This is a genomic window from Conexibacter woesei DSM 14684 (genome assembly GCF_000025265.1).
In the GTDB taxonomy this organism is placed as follows: Bacteria; Actinomycetota; Thermoleophilia; order Solirubrobacterales; family Solirubrobacteraceae; genus Conexibacter; species Conexibacter woesei.
In genome coordinates, this window is record NC_013739.1 from 5,261,406 (window position 1) to 5,277,909 (window position 16,504).

Here is a 16,504-nt window from a genome sequence, read left to right on the forward strand (position 1 = left end):
CGGGGGGCGAGGTTTCGGCCTCCTGTCGATACCGGGCGCCGCCACGTGCCGCCAACCTGCTGGGCATGCACTCGACCCCTCGCACCCACGCACCGCTCGGCGACGGGCCGGTGCTCCTGACGGGCGCGACCGGCTTCCTCGGGATGGAGCTGCTCGCGCGATACCTGGAGCGGACGGAGCGCACGGTCTACGCGCTCGTGCGCGCCCGCGACCAGCAGGAGGCATCGGCGCGGCTGCGGGCCGCCGCGCACGAGGTCGTGCCGGACGCCGAGCGCTACGACGGACGGCTCGTCGCCGTGCGGGCCGACCTGCAGGCGCCGGCGCTCGGCCTCTCGCGCGGGGAGCGCGACGCGCTCGCGGAGCAGGTGACCGAGATCGTCCACGCGGCCGCATCCGTCGAGTTCACGCTGCCGCTGGAGGAGGCGCGGCGGATCAACGTCGAGGGCACGAGAGCGATGCTGGAGCTGGCCGAGCGCTGCGTCGCGCGCGGCGGCCTGCGGCGCTTCTCGCACGTCTCGACCGCGTACGTCGCCGGCACGCATCGCGGCGCGTTCGGCGAGGACGACCTCGACCTCGGCCAAGACCATCGCAACACGTACGAGCGGACGAAGTGGGAGGCCGAGCTGCTCGTCCGCGTGCACGCCGAGACGCTGCCGGTGCAGATCTTCCGGCCGAGCATCGTCGTCGGCGAGCGCGACAGCGGCTGGACGCCGGCGTTCAACGTCATCTACGCGCCGCTGAAGGCGTTCGCGAAGGGCGCGACGCTGCCGCTGATGCCCGCGCGGCGCGCCTCGCCGGTCGACGTCGTGCCGGTCGACTACGTCGCCGACGCGATCTTCGCGCTGTCGGCGCGACCGGACGGCGCCGGACGCACGTACAGCCTCGCCGCCGGCCCGCAGGCGAGCACCGTCGGCGAGCTGATCGACCTCTCCGCGCAGACGTTCGAGCGCAGACGGCCGCTCGCGGTGCCGCCGGCGCTCTACCGCCGCACCGTCCACCAGGCGCTGCTGCACCGCAGCGACGGCGCCCGCCGCCGCTGGCTGGAGCGCGGCGAGGTCTTCCACCCGTACTTCGCGCTGCGGGCGCGCTACGACACGACGCGGGCGCGCGACGCGCTCGCACAGGAAGGGATCTCGGTGACGCCGTTGCCCGGCTACTTCGACAGGCTCGTCGGCTACGCCGTCACGGCGCAGTGGGGCCGCCGGCCGCTGACGCGGGTCCAAGCCGCCGCCGAGGCCCAGCGCCGCCGCCCGCGCGTGGCCGTCCCACCGGCCGGCGCATCCGCCGGAGCGGCGGCCGCGGTCGCGGCGTCGGCCGCGTCCGCGGCCGCAGCGCGACATGCCGCGCGCGAGCTGGGCCAGGTGCGGGCGCGCGCGTGAAGCGGATCGCGCTCGTGTTGCCGGGCGGCGGCGCGCGCGGCGCGTACGAAGTCGGCGCGCTGTCGGTCCTGCTGCCGGAGCTGGAGCGGCGCGGCGAGGAGGTGACGCTGCTGTGCGGCACGAGCGTCGGAGCGATCAACGCGGCGCTGCTCGCCTCGCTGGCGCACCTGCCGGTCGCCGCGCAGGTCGAGCTGGCGATCGAGCGCTGGCGCGGCCTGACCCGCGGCGACGTGATCTCGCCGCTGGTCTCGCCGCGGCTGCCGGTCAACCTCGCGCGGCTGGCCGGCGACGCGCTGTCGCTGCCCGGGATCCGGCGCGGGAGCGTGCTCGACCCGCGGCCGCTGCGCCGCTACCTCGCGCGGCACATGGACTGGCAGGCGCTCCACCGCAACGTCGACGACGGCCTGCTCGACGCCGTCTGCGTCGTCGCGACGCAGCTGACGACGGGGCGGCCGGTCGGGTTCGTCGAGACGCGCGAGCCTGCGCGCCTGCCGGACGGCGGCGAGCTGCCGTACGTGCCCGTGCGGCTGGAGGACGAGCACGTGCGCGCCTCCGCCGCGATCCCGCTCGTCTTCCCTGCCGTTCGCGTGCACAGCCCGGCCGCCGCGGAAGGCTGGTACAGCGACGGCGCGACGCGCCTCAACTCGCCGATCAAGCCGGCGGTCGAGCTGGGTGCCGACAGCGTGATCGTGATCGGCTTCGAGCCGCTCGCGGCGCCGCCGGTCGCGGCGGGGAACCCGCCGCCGCACCTCGTCGACGTGCTCGCGAACATGCTCGACGGCCTGCTCGTCGACCAGGTCGCCGACGACATGCAGCGGCTCGTCGCGATCAACTCGTTCTTCGTCGAGGACCACCGCGTCGGGACCGTCCCGGCGGCGCGCGCCTACCGCGCGGCGCGCGGCCGGCGCCCGTATCGCAGGATCGCGTACGCGATGGTGACGCCGCGCCGTCGCCGCGAGCTGGGCCAGTTGGCGATGAAGACCTTCACCCACCGCTACGGCGGGCTGAAGGCGGCTCGCCACCCCGACCTGCTGCTGCTCGGGCGCCTGCTGCGCGGCCGCAGCGACGCCGGCGGCGACCTGCTCTCGTTCCTCTTCTTCGACCGCGCCTACGTCGACGCGCTGATCGCCGCCGGCCGCCGCGACGCGCGCCGCTGGCTGCGCCGCCATCCGGCCTTCTGGTGCAGCGACGGCGCCCACGACTTCGACCTCGCCCCGGTCGATTCCGCCAGAGAGCAGGAGGCCGCGTCACTGGACGAGTACCGCAGCCTCCGCCGCGGGGGTTGAGACTGGTCCCCACATAGTGGGGATTCTTCCCACTATGGCATTCGTCGTCGCCCGTCCACACGGCCGGTGGGAGGCCCGCGAGTCGTTCACGACCGCGTCGGGCCCGCGCAGCCGGACGCTCGCGAGCTTCGACGTCCTCACCGAGGAGGTCGCAGCGCACGCGAGCGCACGCTCGTCCCGCGGAGCGACACCCGCCGAGGTGCGCGCCGCCGCTCGCAAGGCGGGCGCACCCGTCGCGCCGCACGCGGCGGACCGCGCCGCCTCCGACCTGCTCGACGCGATCGCGCGCGGGGACCTGCCGCGACCCGCGCTGCGCCGGGTGCTCGTGGACGCGTTGGCCGGGGAGGTCGTCGCGCCGCCGACCGACAGCGAGTTGGCGGCGGCCGCGTGGGTCGACCGAACGCCGCGCGAACGTGCCGACGCGCTGCACGACCTCCTGCTGCTCGCCGATCACCTGCCGGAGCCCCGCCGTCGAACGGCGCGAAGATTCCCGCGGCTGGCCTCAGGCCCCGCATGAACGAACTCACGCTCCCCGCCAAGATCCTCGCGCTCCACGCACGGCTCGGCGATGCCCGCATCCACCACGCGTTCGGCGGCGCGCTGGCGCTCGCCTACTACGCGGTGCCGCGTCCGACAACAGATGTCAACGTGAACGTCTTCCTCGCTCCGGCCCGGGCCTCGCAGGTGTACGACGCACTCGCACCGCTCGGAGTCGACGTACGTCCCGACCGATCGACGGTCGAGCGCGACGGGCAGGCGCGGGTGATGTGGGGCCGGACGCCGCTCGACCTCTTCTTCGCGTACGACCCGATCCACGCCGCGATGCAGCGCGCTGCTCGCACCGTGCCGTTCGGAGAGGAGCGAATCGTCGTGCTCGGTCCCGAGCACCTCGTCGTGTGCAAGGCGGTCTTCGACCGGCCGAAGGACTGGCTCGACATCGAGCAGGTGCTCGTCTGCGTCGACGACCTCGACGGCGACGAGATCGAGCAGTGGCTGGAGCGGATCGTCGGACGCGACGACACCCGCTTCGAGCGGTTCGTCGCACTGCGACGACGCAACTGAGGGATTTCCCCGATGCGCTCCGAGGTGAGGCGAGGGACCATCCTCACATGATCCGGGTAGTGGTGGCAGACGACATGGCGCTGGTGCGCGGCGGCATGAAGATGATCCTCGAGGCCGATCCCGGCGTACGCGTGGTCGGGGAGGCGGCCGACGGCGCCGACGCCGTCGAGCAGGCGATCAGAACCGGGCCGGACGTGGCGGTGATGGACATCCGCATGCCGCACGTCGACGGGATCGAGGCGACACGCCGGCTGCAGCAGCGGATGCCGGACGTGCGCGTGCTGGTCGTGACGACGTTCCACCTCGACGAGTACGTCCACGAGGCGCTGCGCGCCGGCGCGTCCGGCTTCCTGCTGAAGGACACCGCGCCCGACTCGCTCGTCGACGCGGTCCGCACGGTCGCGGCCGGCGACGCGCTGCTCTCCCCCGCCGTCACCCGCCAGCTGATCGAGCACTACGTCCAGCGGCCGACGCCCGACGCCGGGCTGACCGGCCGCCTCGCAGAGCTGACGCCGCGCGAGCTCGACGTCGCGCGGCTGGTCGCGCGCGGCATGACGAACGCCGAGATCGCCGCCGAGCTGTTCCTCGGCGAGGGGACCGTCAAGACGCACGTGACGAGCATCCTGTCGAAGCTCGCGCTGCGCAACCGCACGCAGATCGTCGTCGCCGCGTACGAGAGCGGCCTCGTCGAGCTGGGCCGCAACGAGCTGCCGAGCGTGTAGGGCGCGGCCGGCGAGCGGTGGCCGCGCGAGCGGCCACCGGCGACCGGCGCGGCGACCGCTCAGCCGCTGACGTCGATCCCGAGGCTGACGAGCACGTCGCGCACCGCGGCCGGCTGCGGCATGCCGGGGCTGCTCGCGCGCACGTCGGCGCCGTCGCGCCGCGCGCGGACCGCGCCGAGCGCGGTGTCGGCGAACGCGAGCGCGAGCGCGTCGTCGTCGCCGCGGCGCGGGGAGTACCAGTGCGCGACACCGGTGCACATCGCGATCAGGCCGAGCCGCGTCGCGCTCGGGTTCTCCAGCGTGAAGACGCCGTCGGCTGCGCCCTCCTCGATCGCCGACCGCCACAGCCCCTCGTAGCGGTCGCGCACCGCGACGACCTCCGCCCTCGCCTCCTCCCCGAGCGACTTCAGCTCGGTGTCGAGCACGACCGCCTCCTCGCGCTGGTGCGCGTGGCTGAGCACGTGCACCTGGACGAGCGCGGCGAGCCGCTGCTCCGGCGGCGCGTCCTCCTCGACGACGAGCTGCGCGCAGCCGAGCAGACGGCGGTTGCCGTCCAGCATCAGCGACCGCAGCAGGTCCTCCTTCGTGCCCATGTAGTGGTAGAGCGACGCCGTCTGCACGCCCGCCGCCTCCGCCATCTCGCGGATCCCCGTCGCCGCGTATCCGCGCGCCGCGAACAGCGACATCGCGGTGCGGCGGATCCGCTCCTCCGTTGACAGGACGCTTGCCATGCCGGTAGCGTAGCGCTCACGCTCCCGATCGATCGATCGGTAGTGGTCAATGAGAGAGGGAGGACCGTGACGGCAACACCCCCAGCCGCCGGCGGACTGGGCGACCTGCTCCGCAGCCAGGCGCTTTCACGCGGAGATGCACCCTTGCTGCGATTCGTCGGCGAGACGCGCTCCTACCGCGAGGTCGACGCACAGACCGAGCGGCTCGCCCACGTGCTCCTCAATCGATCGATCGGGCGTGGCGACCGCGTCGCGCTGATGCTGCCGAACGGCCTCGACTACCCGACGGCGTGGCTCGCTCTGGCGAAGCTCGGCGCGATCGCCGTGCCCATCAACATCGGCTACCGCAGCGCCGACCTCGCGCACGTGCTGCGCGACTCGGGCGCCAAGCTCGCGCTCACGACGGCGGAGCTGGAGCCGCGGATCCGCGAGGTCGACGGCGCGCTCCCGATCGAGACGCCGGAGCGGCTGGCGCCCGAGCTCGCCGCCGCACCCTCCACGCCGGTGCCGGTCGACGGCGGCAGCGGCGACGACCTGCTCAACCTCCAGTACACCTCGGGCACGACCGGCTTCCCGAAGGCGTGCATGCTCAGCCACGCCTACTGGCTGAACCTCGTCGTCCGCTGCCGCGAGCTGGCGGACCTGGGCGAGGACGACGTCTGCATCGCCGCGCAGCCGTTCACGTACATGGACCCGCAATGGATGGCGGCGACGATGATCGGCTGCGGCGGCGCGCTGGAGATCCTGCCGCGCTTCTCGGCCTCGACCTTCTGGCGCTCGGTCCGCGACAGCGGCGCGACGTTCACGTACCTGATCGGGACGATGCCGCTGCTGCTCCTGCGCCAGCCCGAGGACCCCGCCGAGCGCGACCACCGCCTGCGGCTCGTCAGCTGCTCGGGGATCGTGCCGGAGCTGCACGCCGAGTTCGAGCGCCGCTGGAACGTGCCGTGGCGCGAGGCGTACGGGATGACCGAGACCGGCCTCGACCTGCACGTCCCGATCGACGACGCCGCGAGCGTCGGCAGCGGCTCGGTCGGCCGGCCGGCGCTCGGCAAGGAGGCGCGGATCGTCGGCGCCGGCGACGCGCCGCTGCCCGACGGCGAGGCGGGCGAGCTGGTCGTGCGCGGCGGCGTGATGATGCAGGGGTACTGGAACCGCCCCGAGGAGACCGCCAGCACGCTGCGCGGCGGCTGGCTGCACACCGGCGACCTCGCGGTGCGCGCGCCGGACGGCTCCTACCGGCTCGTCGGGCGGTTGAAGGACATGGTCCGCCGCGGCGGCGAGAACGTCGCCGCGCAGGAGGTCGAAGCGGTGATCGCGACCCATCCCGCCGTCGCGACCGTCGCCGTGATCGCCGTCCCCGACGAGCTGCTGATCGAGGAGGTCAAGGCGGTCGTCGAGCTGCGCGACGGCGCCGTCGTGACCGCCCCCGAGCTGCACGCGTTCGCGGCCGAGCGGCTGGCGAGATTCAAGGTCCCGCGCTTCTGGGCGTTCGCCGGCGACCTGCCGCGCACCCCCTCCGCGCGCGTCGAGAAGCACAAGCTCGACGCCGGTCGCGAAGACTGCTGGGACGCGACGGCGGAGACGGTTCGATGATCGTCGACGCACGCGTGCGCCTGCCGCAGGCGCTGCGCCCGCCGCTCGACGCCGGCAGCGCCGAGCTGCTGGCCGATTACGGCGCCGTCTTCGACAGCGACGTCGGCCGCGACGGCGACGCGCTGCTGCGCGAGCTGGACGAGGCCGGCGTCGACCACGCGATCGTCCACGCCGAGTACGAGAGCGGCGACCACGCCGACGCGCTCAACGAGGCCGTCGCCGCGCTCGTCGCCGCGCACCCGCAGCGGCTGTCGGGCTTCGGCACCGTCACGCTCGCGCCGCTGCGACCGGGGCGGACGCTCGCCCAGCTGCGCCGCGTCGAGCGGTACGGGCTGAAGGGTGTCAACGTCCAGCCGGCGTTCTTCGACCTCGCGATCGACGACCGCCGTCTCTACCCGCTCTACGCCGCCGCGGAGGAGTCGGGGCTCGTCGTCGGACTGCACACCGGCGTCAACTACTCGCGCCGCCACGCGATCCGCGGCGAGCGCCCGGAGCTGCTCGACCAGGTCGCGTGCGACTTCCCCGGCCTGACGCTCGTCGCCTGCCACGCCGGCTGGCCGTGGGCGACCGAGATGGCTGCGGTCGCACGGCGCCACCCGACCGTGCTGCTCGACTTCGGCGGGATCGCGCCGAAGTACCTCGGCCAGCCCGGCTCCGGTTGGGACGTGCTGATGCGCTACGTCGCCAAGCTGCTGTCGAGGCAGGCGATGTTCGCGACCGACTGGCCCGTCTTCCCGCACGCGCGGGCGCTCGCCGAGTGGCGCGCGCTGGGGCTGGAGGAGGACGTGCTCGCGGCCGTGCTCGGCGGCAACGCCGCGCGCCTGCTGGGGCTGGCGACGAGCGGCGACGACGACGCGGTAGGCGCCGGCGCGGCGGCGGGCGGGACCGCAGCGGCGACGGAGGGGACGCGATGACCGCCGTGCGCTACGCGAGCCACCCCGACGGGGTCGGCGAGATCACGCTCGACCGGCCGGCGCGCCACAACGCCGTCGACGTCGCGCTCGTCGAGGGCCTGCACGACGCGCTCGCCGCCGCCGCGACGGACGGCGCCCGCGCGCTGCTGCTGCGGGGCGCCGGCCCGTCGTTCTGCTCCGGTCACGACCTCGAGGCGGCGGCACCCGCCTCCACGGCCGAGCTGCGCCGCCACGTCGAGCGGCTGCAGGACGTCAGCCGCATCCTGCGCGCGACGGTGCCGAGCGTCGCCGCCGTGCACGGCCACGCGATCGGCGCCGGCTGCGAGCTGGCGCTCTCGTGCGACCTCGTGGTCGCTGCCTCCGACGCGCGCTTCCGGATGCCGGAGGTGCCGCTCGGGCTGGCGATCGGCGGCGGCTCCTCCGCACTGCTCGTGCACGCCGTCGGCCCGCTGCGGGCACGCGAGCTGGTGCTGCTCGGCGAGCCGTTCGACGCCGCCCGCGCGCACGCGCTCGGGCTCGTCAACGCGGTCGTCGAGCCGCCCGAGCTGCCGGCCCGCGCTCGCGCGCTCGCCGCGACCCTCGCGGCGCAGCCGCCGCGCGCGCTCGCCGCTGCCAAGGACGTGCTGCACGCGGTCGCTGACGACGCGCTGGAGCGTGCCTACGCGCTCGAGACCGACGCGATGGTCGCGACGAACGACTCCGACGAGGCCGCCGCGGCGGCCGCGGCGTTCCTGGGGCGGCGATGAGCGCGATCGAGCTGCGCGCGCTCGTCAAGCGCTACGGCGCGCACACGGCGCTCGGCGGCGAGCGCGGGATCGACCTGACCGTCGACGACGGCGAGCTGGTCGCGATCCTCGGCCCCAGCGGCGCCGGCAAGACGACGGCGCTGACGCTCGTCGCCGGCTTCGAGGAGGCGACCTCCGGTGCGGTCGTGATCGGCGGGCGCGACGTGACGCGGCTGCCGGCGCACAAGCGCGACGTCGGCGTCGTCTTCCAGAGCTACGCGCTGTTCCCGCACCTGACGGTCGGCGAGAACGTCGCCTTCCCGCTGCGAACGCGCCGCGTCCCTCGCGCCGAGCGGCGCGAGCGGGTCGCCAGAGCGCTCGCGACGGTCGGCCTGCCCGGCACCGAGGAGCGCGCCCCCGCGACGCTGTCCGGCGGACAGCAGCAGCGGATCGCGCTCGCGCGGGCGCTCGTCTTCGAGCCGCGGATCCTGCTGCTCGACGAGCCGCTGGCGGCGCTCGACCGGCGACTGCGCGACCAGATGCAGGTCGAGCTGCGCGCGCTCCACCGCGAGCTGGGCGTGACGATGCTGCTCGTCACGCACGACCAGGAGGAGGCGCTGACGCTGTCGGACCGGCTCGTCGTGCTGCACGACGGGGCGATCGCGCAGGAGGGGCCGCCGGCGGAGGTCTACCGCCGCCCGGCGAACCGCTTCGTCGCGGAGTTCCTCGGCGCCAGCAACCTGCTCGAACACGACGGCGGCCTGCTGCTGGTGCGGCCCGAGGACGTGCGCGTGAGCGCGAACGGCGCGGCTGACGGGAGCGGCGGGAGCGGCGGGAGCGGCGCCGAGGACACGGGCGTGCGGGCGCTCGTGGAGGACAGCGTCTTCCTCGGCTCGCGCGTGGTCTGCCGCCTGCGGACCGAGGACGGGCGGGTGCTGCTGGCAGAGCGACCGGCGGCGGAGCAGGTCCCGGTCGCAGGCGAGCGCGTGCGCGCGAGCTGGGACCCGGAGCGCACCGCGCTCCTGACCGACGACTGACGACACGGAGGAGAGGCAGATGAGGAGACGGTGGTGCGCGGCGATGGCCGCGACGACGCTGCTCGCGACGGCGCTCGCCGGCTGCGGCAGCAGCGATGACGACGGCGGCACGACGACGGCCGGCGCGAAGCAGTCCGGCGGCGTCGAGCTGCGCGTGCTGGAGGCCGGCGGCGCGTCCGGCGAGGCGATGCAGAAGGCGTACATCGCGCCGTTCGAGCAGGCGACCGGCAACAGCGTCGTGCGCGCGAGCCCGTCGGAGATGGGCAAGCTGCAGGCGCAGGTCAGAACCGGCAAGGTGACCGACTCGATCGTCGAGCTGGACTCGATCCAGGCGGTCGCGGCCGGCGCGCTCGGGCTGACCGAGCCGATCGACTACGCGGCCGTCAGAGCGGCGCCGATGGACCCGGCCGCCAGACACGAGAACGCGCTCTGCTACCAGTACTACTCGACGATCCCGGCGTGGAGAGCGGGCGCCAGAGCGCTCCCCTCCGTGCAGCAGTTCTTCGACGTCGACGGCTACCCGGGCAAGCGCTCGCTGCCCGACTACCCGACATTCGCGCTGCCGCTCGCGGCCGTCGCCGACGGCGTCCCGCTCGACAGGGTCTTCCCGCTCGACGTCGACCGCGCCTTCGCCGCGCTCGACAGGATCAAGGACGACGTCGACGTCTGGTGGTCCTCCGGCGCGCAGCCGGCGCAGCTGCTGCGCGACGGCGAGGTCGACTACGCGCTCGCATGGTCGGGCCGGATCGCCGCCCAGGACGGGATCGAGCACACCTACGACGGCGGGCTGCTCGACCTCGGCTGCCTCGTCGTGCCGAGAGGCGCGCCGCACGTCGAGCAGGCGAACGCGCTGCTGCACGAGTACTCGCTGCCGGCCAACCAGGCCGAGCTGGCGAGGCTGATCCCGTACTCCGGACCCGCCGAGGGGATGGCGAGACTCGTCGCGCCGGAGCGCGCGAAGCTGCTGCCGACCGGCGAGGGCAACCGCGACGTCCAGTTCCTCCAGGACCCGGAGTGGTGGGCGGCCAACTACGAGGACGTCCTCAAGCGATGGGAAGCGTGGAAGCTCAGCCGCTGAGCGAGCGCGGCGGCGGCGGCCGCGGCGGCCGCACGCGCCGCGCAGGTCGCGCCCTCCCCCGCCCGCGGATCGGGCGGGGGGCGGCGTTCCTCGCGCCGCTGACGCTGCTGACGCTCGTCGCCTTCGACGTCCCGCTCGCGCTGCTGCTCGGGCAGAGCGTCTTCGACCCGTCCGCGACGACCGCCAACTACCGCGAGGTCGTCGAGACCGAGGCGTACACGCGGATCCTCGGCTCGACGCTGCGCGTCGCGGCGATCACGACCGCGATCTGCCTGCTGCTCGGCTACCCGCTCGCGCTCTGGCTCGCGCGAATGGCGCCGGCCCGCCGACGGATCGCGATCGCGCTGCTGGTGCTGCCGTTCTGGGTCTCGATCCTCGTGCGCGCGTACGCATGGCTCGTGCTGCTCGGCAACAACGGCGCCGTCAACCGCGGGCTGATCGAGCTGGGGATCGTCGGCAGCCCCGTGCAGTTCCTCTATGACAGCGCCGGCGTCACGCTCGGCACCGTCTCGATCCTGCTGCCGTTCCTGGTGCTGCCGCTGTACGCCGGGATCGCGCGCGTCGACACGCGCCTGCTCGGCGCCGCCGCGTCGCTCGGCGCCGGCCCCGCGACCGTGCTGCGGCGCGTGCTGCTGCCGCTGACCTTCCCCGCGGCACTGGCCGGTGCGGTGCTCGTGTTCGTGCTGACGCTCGGCTTCTTCGTCACGCCCGCGGTGCTCGGCGGCGGCAAGGTGCCGCTGCTGGCGACGCTGCTCGACGCGCTCGTCAACGACGTCGGCGACTGGGGTCTGGCGGCGGCGCTGTCGGTGCTGCTGCTGGCCGCGACCGCGCTCGCCTTCGCGCTCGTCGCGCGGCTCGCCGGCCGCGGCGCGCTGGTCGGCGCGATGGGCGGCGGCGCGACGGCGAGCGAGACGGCGCTGCACCGCGCGCCGGTCGCGCCCGTCACGCGCGGCGGCCGCGTCGCGCTCGGCACGATCGGCTGCGTCACGTTCGCGCTGCTCGTAGCGCCGGTGCTCGTCGTCGTGCCGATGTCGTTCTCAAGCGCCGCGACGCTGGAGTTCCCGCCGCCCGGCTTCTCGCTGCGCTGGTACGACGCGCTCTTCTCCGACGCGACCTGGCTCGACGCCGCGCGCTCCTCCGCCCTGCTCGCACTCGCCGCCAGCGCGATCGCGCTCGTGCTCGGCGCGGCCGCCGCCTACGGGCTCGCGCGCCGCCGCGGGCACGGCGGCGGTCTGCTGCTCGCGCACTTCGTCGCGCCGGTCGCGACGCCGACGATCATCACCGCCGTCGCGCTCTACGTCGCGGGCGCGAAGACCGGTCTGCTCGGCAGCTGGGGCGGGCTGCTGGCCGCGCACGTCGTGCTCGTCGCGCCGTTCGTCGTGATCGTGCTGGCGCCGGCATTCCGGACGGTCGACGAGCGGCTGGAGCGGGCCGCCTGGTCGCTCGGCGCGTCGCGGCTGACGGCGCTGCGGCGTGTCGTGCTGCCGCCGCTGCTGCCGAGCCTGCTGTCGGCGTGGCTGTTCGCCTTCCTCGTCAGCTTCGACGAGCTGGTCGTGACGTACTTCGTCGCGGGCACGCACGAGACGCTGCCGAAGCGGATGTTCAACGAGCTGGCAGTCGAGATCACGCCGATGGTCACGGCCGTCTCGACGCTGCTCGTCGCCCTCACCGCGGCCGCGCTCGCGCTGTCGCTCGCCGCCGGCCGTCGTGCCGGCGGCAGATCACCGCCAACCGACTGAAGGAGAGCGCCGATGCGCATCCCGAGGATCGCCGCCACGCTGCTCGCGTGCGCGGCCGCAGTCGCCGTGCCCGCCACCGCGGCGTCCGCCGCGGACCCCGACCCCGTCACGAGCGCCCAGTACGTGACGATGCGCGACGGCGTCAGGATCGCCGTCGACGTCACGCTGCCGGCCGGGCTGCCGGCCGGGAAGCGGATCGGCGCCGTCGTCGAGGCGACCCGCTACCACCGCGCCGACGAGGGCGCCGGCGTCTCCGGCTCGGCCCGCTTCTGGACCGCCGCCGGCTACGCGCTCGTCGACGTCGACGCACGCGGCACCGGCGCGTCGTTCGGCTCGCGCAGCGGCGAGTGGTCGCGCGCGGAGGTGCGCGACTACGACGAACTGCTCGACTGGATCGCGGAGCAGCCGTGGTCCAACGGCCGCGCCGGCGCGGTCGGCACCTCCTACTCCGGCAACACCGCCGAGCTGATGGCCTCGCTCGGCAACGAGCACCTGCGCGCCGTCGCCCCGCTGTTCCCCGACTACGACGTCTACGAGGACCTCGCGATGCCGGGCGGCGTCCGCAACAGCATGATGCTCGACACGTGGCTGTCGCTGACGCGTGCGCTCGACGAGATCGACGGCGCCGCCTGCGACTTCGGCAGGCTCACCGGACAGTCGTGCGAGGAGGCGGCCGCGGGCCTCGGGACGGTCAAGCCGGTCGACGGGCCCGACGGGCCGGCGCTGCGCGCGGCGGCGATCCGCGACCACCAGCGCAGCCTCGACCTGCCCAGAGCGGTCGCGCGGATGGGCTTCAAGGACGATCGCGGCAGCGGCTTCCGCTGGAGCGACGGCTCGGGCTACGCCCACCGCCGCGCGACAGAACGCGGCGGCGTGCCGATGCTGACGGCAGCCAGCTGGCTCGACGCCGGCACCGCCAACGGCTCGCTCGCGCGGCTGCTCTCGCTCGACGTGCCGCAGGAGGCGTACATCGGCGCGTGGAGCCACGGCGCCTCGTTCACGACCGACCCGTTCCGGCCGGCGAACGAGCGCGGCAGCTTCGAGCGCGCCGAGCTGATGGGCCGCGTGAAGGCGTTCTTCGACCGCTACGTCCAGCGCGGCGAACGCCCGCGCCCCGGCCGCGCGCTTCGCTACGCGACACTCGGCGAGAGAGCGTGGCGGACGACGGCGAGCTGGCCGCTGCGCGGCACCCGAACCGCCCGCTGGTACCTGCGCGCCGGCAGCGCGCTGGCGCGCGAGCGGCCGTCCGAGCGGCGCGCCGCCGACCGCCACCGGCCCGACCCGCGCGCGAGCAGCGGCGGCGGGCGCTGGAAGACGCAGCTCGGCGGCGCCGACGTCGTCTATCCCGACCGCCGCAAGGAGGACCGCCGGCTGTTGACGTACACGAGCCCGCCGCTGGCGCGCGCGACCCACGTCGCGGGGCTCGCCAGAGTCACGCTCCAGCTCGCCTCCAGCCGCCCCGACGGGACACTGATCGCCTACCTCGAGGACGTCGCGCCGAACGGGCGCGTGACCTACCTGACCGAGGGTCAGCTGCGGCTCGCCAGCCGCGCCGTCGCCCGCCGCGACGCGCCGCACCGCCTGCTGCGCACGCCGCGCACGTTCGCGCGCGGCGACGCGCGGCCGATGGCCCCCGGCCGCGTCGAGCCGGTCGTGCTCGACCTGCTGCCGACGTCGGCGCGGATCGCCGCCGGCCACCGGCTGCGGATCGCGATCGCCGGCGCCGACGCGGGCCTGTTCGCACAGCTGCCGGCTGACGGGAACGTGACGTACACAGTCCGCCGCGACCGTGCGAAGCCGTCATACGTGGACGTGCCCGTCGCCCCGTAGGCACCCGGCCGGCGCACGCCGGTCAGGCCGGGACGGGCAGCTCGGCGCGGACGACCCAGTCGCCGTCCGCGTCGAGCCCCGCCGTCAGCCGGCCGTCGTAGAGCCGCACGCGCTCGCGCATTCCGGTGAGGCCGAGCCCGGAGCCGACGGGCGTGAGCGGGTCAGCGCTCGCGGCATGCCGCAGCCCCGCAGGCGCGCCGACGGGCGGCAGCGAGTCCGCGCCCGCCGGCACGGCCGCCACGAGCGGGTTGCGCACCTCGATCGCGAGCCGTCCGGGCTCGTGCGCGACACGCGCGCCGACCGCCACCGCGCCGCCGTGCTTGCGCGCGTTCGTCAGCGCCTCCTGGACGATCCGGTAGGCCGCGCCCGCGTGCCCGGCCGGGAGCGCGTCGAGGTCGCCCGCCAGTTCGAGCCGGACCGCGAGCCCCTGCGCCTGCGCCCGCCGCGCCAGCTCCGTCAGCCGCGCCAGCGGCGGCGTCGCCGCCTCCCGCCGCTCGCGGCCGTTGCGGCTGCCGTCGAGCGCGGCGAGCAGCTGGTGCAGCTCGCGCACGACCTCCTCGCCGACCTCGGCAACCGCCGTCAGCGCGACCGCCGCGTCGGCCGGGCGCACGTCGAGCAGCTGGTCGGCGACGGCGCACTGGAGCGTGATCGACGTCAGCCCGTGGCCGACGAGGTCGTGCAGCTCGCGCGCGACGCGCAGCCGCTCCGCGTTGACGGTCCGCGCGATCGCCGCCGCCTGCAGCCGCTCCTCCTCCGCCGCCAGCGCGCGCAGCTCCGCCGCCTCGGCGAGCCGCCGCCGGCCGCCGACGCCGGTGATCCACGCCGCCGCCACCATCGTCACGAAGAAGAGGTAGACGCTCGGGGTGTACAGCTGCCAGTCCCAGCTGAACAGCAGCCCGACGATCACGACGCCGCCGCCCGCGGTCGCGACGCCCGCGAGCGCGGCGAGCCACAGCGGCCGCGCGTAGGCGCCGGCGACGAACGCCGCCAGGAACAGCGGCGGGTTGAGCCCGAACGCCTCGTCGAAGCCGACGCTGCGGACGCCCGCGATCGCGACGACGGCGAGCACCGTCGCGACCGGCCAGCGGCGCCGCGGCAGGAACGCGAGCGAGATCGCGACCGCCCCCGCGACGCGCTCGGGCACCGTCGCGGTGCCGTAGAACTCAGCCGGGCGGCCGGCCGCGAGCAGCGCCTCGCCCAGCTCGACCGCCAGCAGCAGCAGCGGGATCCCCTGCGCTCTCAGCAGCGGCACGACGCGCACCCACGCGTGGCGGTACCGCGGCGCGGGCGGCTCGTGCGGGTCGGTCGGCAGCACGATCGACAGCCGGCGGCGGCACAGCCGTCCGCGCCGCAGCCTGCCGCCGGCGAGCCGCGCGCGCTCGGCCAGTGCCTCGACGCGCGCCGCGTCGAGCGGGCCGACGATCCGCGCGCTCGCGCGCACGACGCCCGCGCCGCGCTCGATCCCGATCCGGGCGCAGCCGGGCAGCTCCGCCAGCGCGACCAGCACCCGCATCGCGCCCGGCGGCATCGGCTCCTCGGGCGCGGGCACGCCCGCGTGCGCACGCCGGACCGCGATCGGGTCGCCATGCGACTCGCGTAGCGCCAGCTCGCGCAGCGACGCCGGCACGCCGGCCGCGTCGCGCAGCGGCGGTGGCGCCTCGCTGCGCAGCAGCACGAGCATCCGCCGCATCTCGCTCATCGCCTGCTGGCTTGCCCGCCGCGCGCGGCCGAGTGCGGCCCGCGCCGTGCCGTTCGCCGCCGCGAGCGTCGAGCGCGCGACCGCGATCTCGTCGAGCACGGCGCGCACGCAGCCGGAGACGACCGCGTGCAGCTCGCGCGCGATCCGCGTCCGCTCGATCGTCAGCGCGAGGTCGACGGCGGCCGCGCCGCTCGCGGCGGCGCGCACCCGCTCGCGGGCGGAGCGCAGCGCCTCGGTGCGGTCGCGCAGGATCACCCCGCCGGCCGCGGCTGGCGCGAAGATCCCGGCCTCGCGCAGCCACTCGTCGGCGCTGCGGTCGGGCAGCGCGCCGGTCAGGTCGAGCCCGAGCCGCACGCCCATGACGCCGGCGAGGCCGAGCACCGCGGCCGCGGCGGCGCGGCGCGGGTCGCGCACGTAGGCGCCGAGCCCGAACAGCGCGAGCGGCGTGTAGAGCGCGTAGATCGCGGCGAGGTGCGGCGCGAGGTCGACGATCGACGCGAGCGCGTGGACGACCATCGCCCCGCCGAAGAACAGCAGCGGGTGGGCGCGGCGCCACAGCACCGCGACGGCTGCCGCGGCCCACAGGACGTGGGCCGCGGCCTGGCTTCCGCCGGTCCCGCGCAGCGCGACCTCCAGCTGCCCCAGCACGAGCAGCGCGCCGGCGAGCAGGAGGTCGAGCCGCCGGCCCGGCGAGCACTCGTGCATC

The 16,504-nt window shown here is 75.4% G+C and carries 14 protein-coding genes; 12 read left to right on the forward strand and 2 right to left on the reverse strand.

Annotated features, from left to right (window positions below; genetic code table 11):
* The first annotated feature begins 65 nt into the window (after window positions 1-65).
* From CWOE_RS24760 to CWOE_RS24780, 5 genes are read left to right on the forward strand one after another with little or no spacing between them, the layout of a single operon-like run.
* The gene (locus tag CWOE_RS24760) at window positions 66-1,379 is read left to right on the forward strand and encodes an SDR family oxidoreductase (protein ID WP_012936395.1); all 1,314 of its coding nucleotides are present in this window, start codon (window positions 66-68) and stop codon (window positions 1,377-1,379) included.
* A complete protein-coding gene (locus tag CWOE_RS24765; protein ID WP_012936396.1) occupies window positions 1,376-2,665 on the forward strand; it encodes a patatin-like phospholipase family protein in 1,290 nt (429 codons plus the stop codon). Before CWOE_RS24760 ends, CWOE_RS24765 begins: the two co-directional genes overlap by 4 nt.
* Before the next feature lie 34 nt (window positions 2,666-2,699).
* Window positions 2,700-3,182, forward strand: coding sequence for a hypothetical protein (locus tag CWOE_RS24770; RefSeq protein WP_012936397.1), 483 nt, complete (start codon window positions 2,700-2,702; stop codon window positions 3,180-3,182).
* Window positions 3,179-3,727, forward strand: a complete 549-nt coding sequence (locus tag CWOE_RS24775; RefSeq protein WP_012936398.1) for a hypothetical protein — start codon at window positions 3,179-3,181, stop codon at window positions 3,725-3,727. The genes CWOE_RS24770 and CWOE_RS24775 overlap by 4 nt, the downstream gene beginning before the upstream one ends.
* Window positions 3,728-3,774: 47 nt before the next feature.
* Window positions 3,775-4,449: a response regulator gene (locus CWOE_RS24780; protein WP_012936399.1), complete on the forward strand. Its 675-nt coding sequence runs from the start codon at window positions 3,775-3,777 to the stop codon at window positions 4,447-4,449.
* Window positions 4,450-4,508: 59 nt separating this feature from the next.
* Here the strand turns inward: CWOE_RS24780 and CWOE_RS24785 are convergent, their stop codons facing one another.
* Window positions 4,509-5,180, reverse strand: coding sequence for a TetR/AcrR family transcriptional regulator (locus CWOE_RS24785; RefSeq protein ID WP_012936400.1), 672 nt, complete (start codon window positions 5,178-5,180; stop codon window positions 4,509-4,511).
* 66 nt (window positions 5,181-5,246) lie between these two features.
* Here CWOE_RS24785 and CWOE_RS24790 point away from each other — a divergent pair, with 66 nt between their 5' ends.
* Genes CWOE_RS24790 through CWOE_RS24820 form a run of 7 tightly spaced genes read left to right on the forward strand, consistent with a single transcriptional unit; the run spans window position 5,247 to window position 14,099 of the window.
* On the forward strand, window positions 5,247-6,776 hold the full coding sequence (locus CWOE_RS24790; RefSeq protein WP_041730930.1) for an AMP-binding protein: 1,530 nt from the start codon (window positions 5,247-5,249) through the stop codon (window positions 6,774-6,776).
* Window positions 6,773-7,690 carry an amidohydrolase family protein gene (locus CWOE_RS24795; protein ID WP_012936402.1) on the forward strand — a complete coding sequence of 306 codons (918 nt, stop codon included), beginning with the start codon at window positions 6,773-6,775 and terminating at the stop codon, window positions 7,688-7,690. The genes CWOE_RS24790 and CWOE_RS24795 overlap by 4 nt, the downstream gene beginning before the upstream one ends.
* Window positions 7,687-8,436, forward strand: a complete 750-nt coding sequence (locus CWOE_RS24800; protein ID WP_012936403.1) for an enoyl-CoA hydratase/isomerase family protein — start codon at window positions 7,687-7,689, stop codon at window positions 8,434-8,436. The genes CWOE_RS24795 and CWOE_RS24800 overlap by 4 nt, the downstream gene beginning before the upstream one ends.
* The gene (locus tag CWOE_RS24805; RefSeq protein WP_012936404.1) at window positions 8,433-9,452 is read left to right on the forward strand and encodes an ABC transporter ATP-binding protein; all 1,020 of its coding nucleotides are present in this window, start codon (window positions 8,433-8,435) and stop codon (window positions 9,450-9,452) included. Before CWOE_RS24800 ends, CWOE_RS24805 begins: the two co-directional genes overlap by 4 nt.
* Window positions 9,453-9,471: 19 nt before the next feature.
* Window positions 9,472-10,530, forward strand: coding sequence for an extracellular solute-binding protein (locus CWOE_RS24810; RefSeq protein WP_012936405.1), 1,059 nt, complete (start codon window positions 9,472-9,474; stop codon window positions 10,528-10,530).
* Window positions 10,503-12,269 carry an ABC transporter permease subunit gene (locus CWOE_RS24815; RefSeq protein ID WP_012936406.1) on the forward strand — a complete coding sequence of 589 codons (1,767 nt, stop codon included), beginning with the start codon at window positions 10,503-10,505 and terminating at the stop codon, window positions 12,267-12,269. The genes CWOE_RS24810 and CWOE_RS24815 overlap by 28 nt, the downstream gene beginning before the upstream one ends.
* Before the next feature lie 12 nt (window positions 12,270-12,281).
* Window positions 12,282-14,099 (forward strand): CocE/NonD family hydrolase, encoded by a 1,818-nt coding sequence (locus CWOE_RS24820; protein ID WP_012936407.1) that lies wholly within the window; start codon window positions 12,282-12,284, stop codon window positions 14,097-14,099.
* A gap of 22 nt (window positions 14,100-14,121) precedes the next feature.
* Here CWOE_RS24820 and CWOE_RS31395 read toward each other — a convergent pair whose 3' ends face one another.
* Window positions 14,122-16,503 (reverse strand): histidine kinase, encoded by a 2,382-nt coding sequence (locus CWOE_RS31395; RefSeq protein WP_012936408.1) that lies wholly within the window; start codon window positions 16,501-16,503, stop codon window positions 14,122-14,124.
* Between the last annotated feature and the right edge of the window lies 1 nt (window position 16,504).

What these genes read in the sequence shown, in the direction of transcription:
- CWOE_RS24800 (WP_012936403.1), top strand. Translation starts at nt 7,687, where the DNA reads ATGACCGCCGTGCGCTACGCGAGCCACCCCGACGGGGTCGGCGAGATC.
- CWOE_RS31395 (WP_012936408.1), bottom strand. Translation starts at nt 16,503, where the DNA reads ATGCACGAGTGCTCGCCGGGCCGGCGGCTCGACCTCCTGCTCGCCGGC.
- CWOE_RS24820 (WP_012936407.1), top strand. Translation starts at nt 12,282, where the DNA reads ATGCGCATCCCGAGGATCGCCGCCACGCTGCTCGCGTGCGCGGCCGCA.
- CWOE_RS24795 (WP_012936402.1), top strand. Translation starts at nt 6,773, where the DNA reads ATGATCGTCGACGCACGCGTGCGCCTGCCGCAGGCGCTGCGCCCGCCG.
- CWOE_RS24770 (WP_012936397.1), top strand. Translation starts at nt 2,700, where the DNA reads ATGGCATTCGTCGTCGCCCGTCCACACGGCCGGTGGGAGGCCCGCGAG.
- CWOE_RS24815 (WP_012936406.1), top strand. Translation starts at nt 10,503, where the DNA reads ATGGGAAGCGTGGAAGCTCAGCCGCTGAGCGAGCGCGGCGGCGGCGGC.
- CWOE_RS24760 (WP_012936395.1), top strand. Translation starts at nt 66, where the DNA reads ATGCACTCGACCCCTCGCACCCACGCACCGCTCGGCGACGGGCCGGTG.
- CWOE_RS24775 (WP_012936398.1), top strand. Translation starts at nt 3,179, where the DNA reads ATGAACGAACTCACGCTCCCCGCCAAGATCCTCGCGCTCCACGCACGG.
- CWOE_RS24780 (WP_012936399.1), top strand. Translation starts at nt 3,775, where the DNA reads ATGATCCGGGTAGTGGTGGCAGACGACATGGCGCTGGTGCGCGGCGGC.
- CWOE_RS24810 (WP_012936405.1), top strand. Translation starts at nt 9,472, where the DNA reads ATGAGGAGACGGTGGTGCGCGGCGATGGCCGCGACGACGCTGCTCGCG.
- CWOE_RS24805 (WP_012936404.1), top strand. Translation starts at nt 8,433, where the DNA reads ATGAGCGCGATCGAGCTGCGCGCGCTCGTCAAGCGCTACGGCGCGCAC.
- CWOE_RS24785 (WP_012936400.1), bottom strand. Translation starts at nt 5,180, where the DNA reads ATGGCAAGCGTCCTGTCAACGGAGGAGCGGATCCGCCGCACCGCGATG.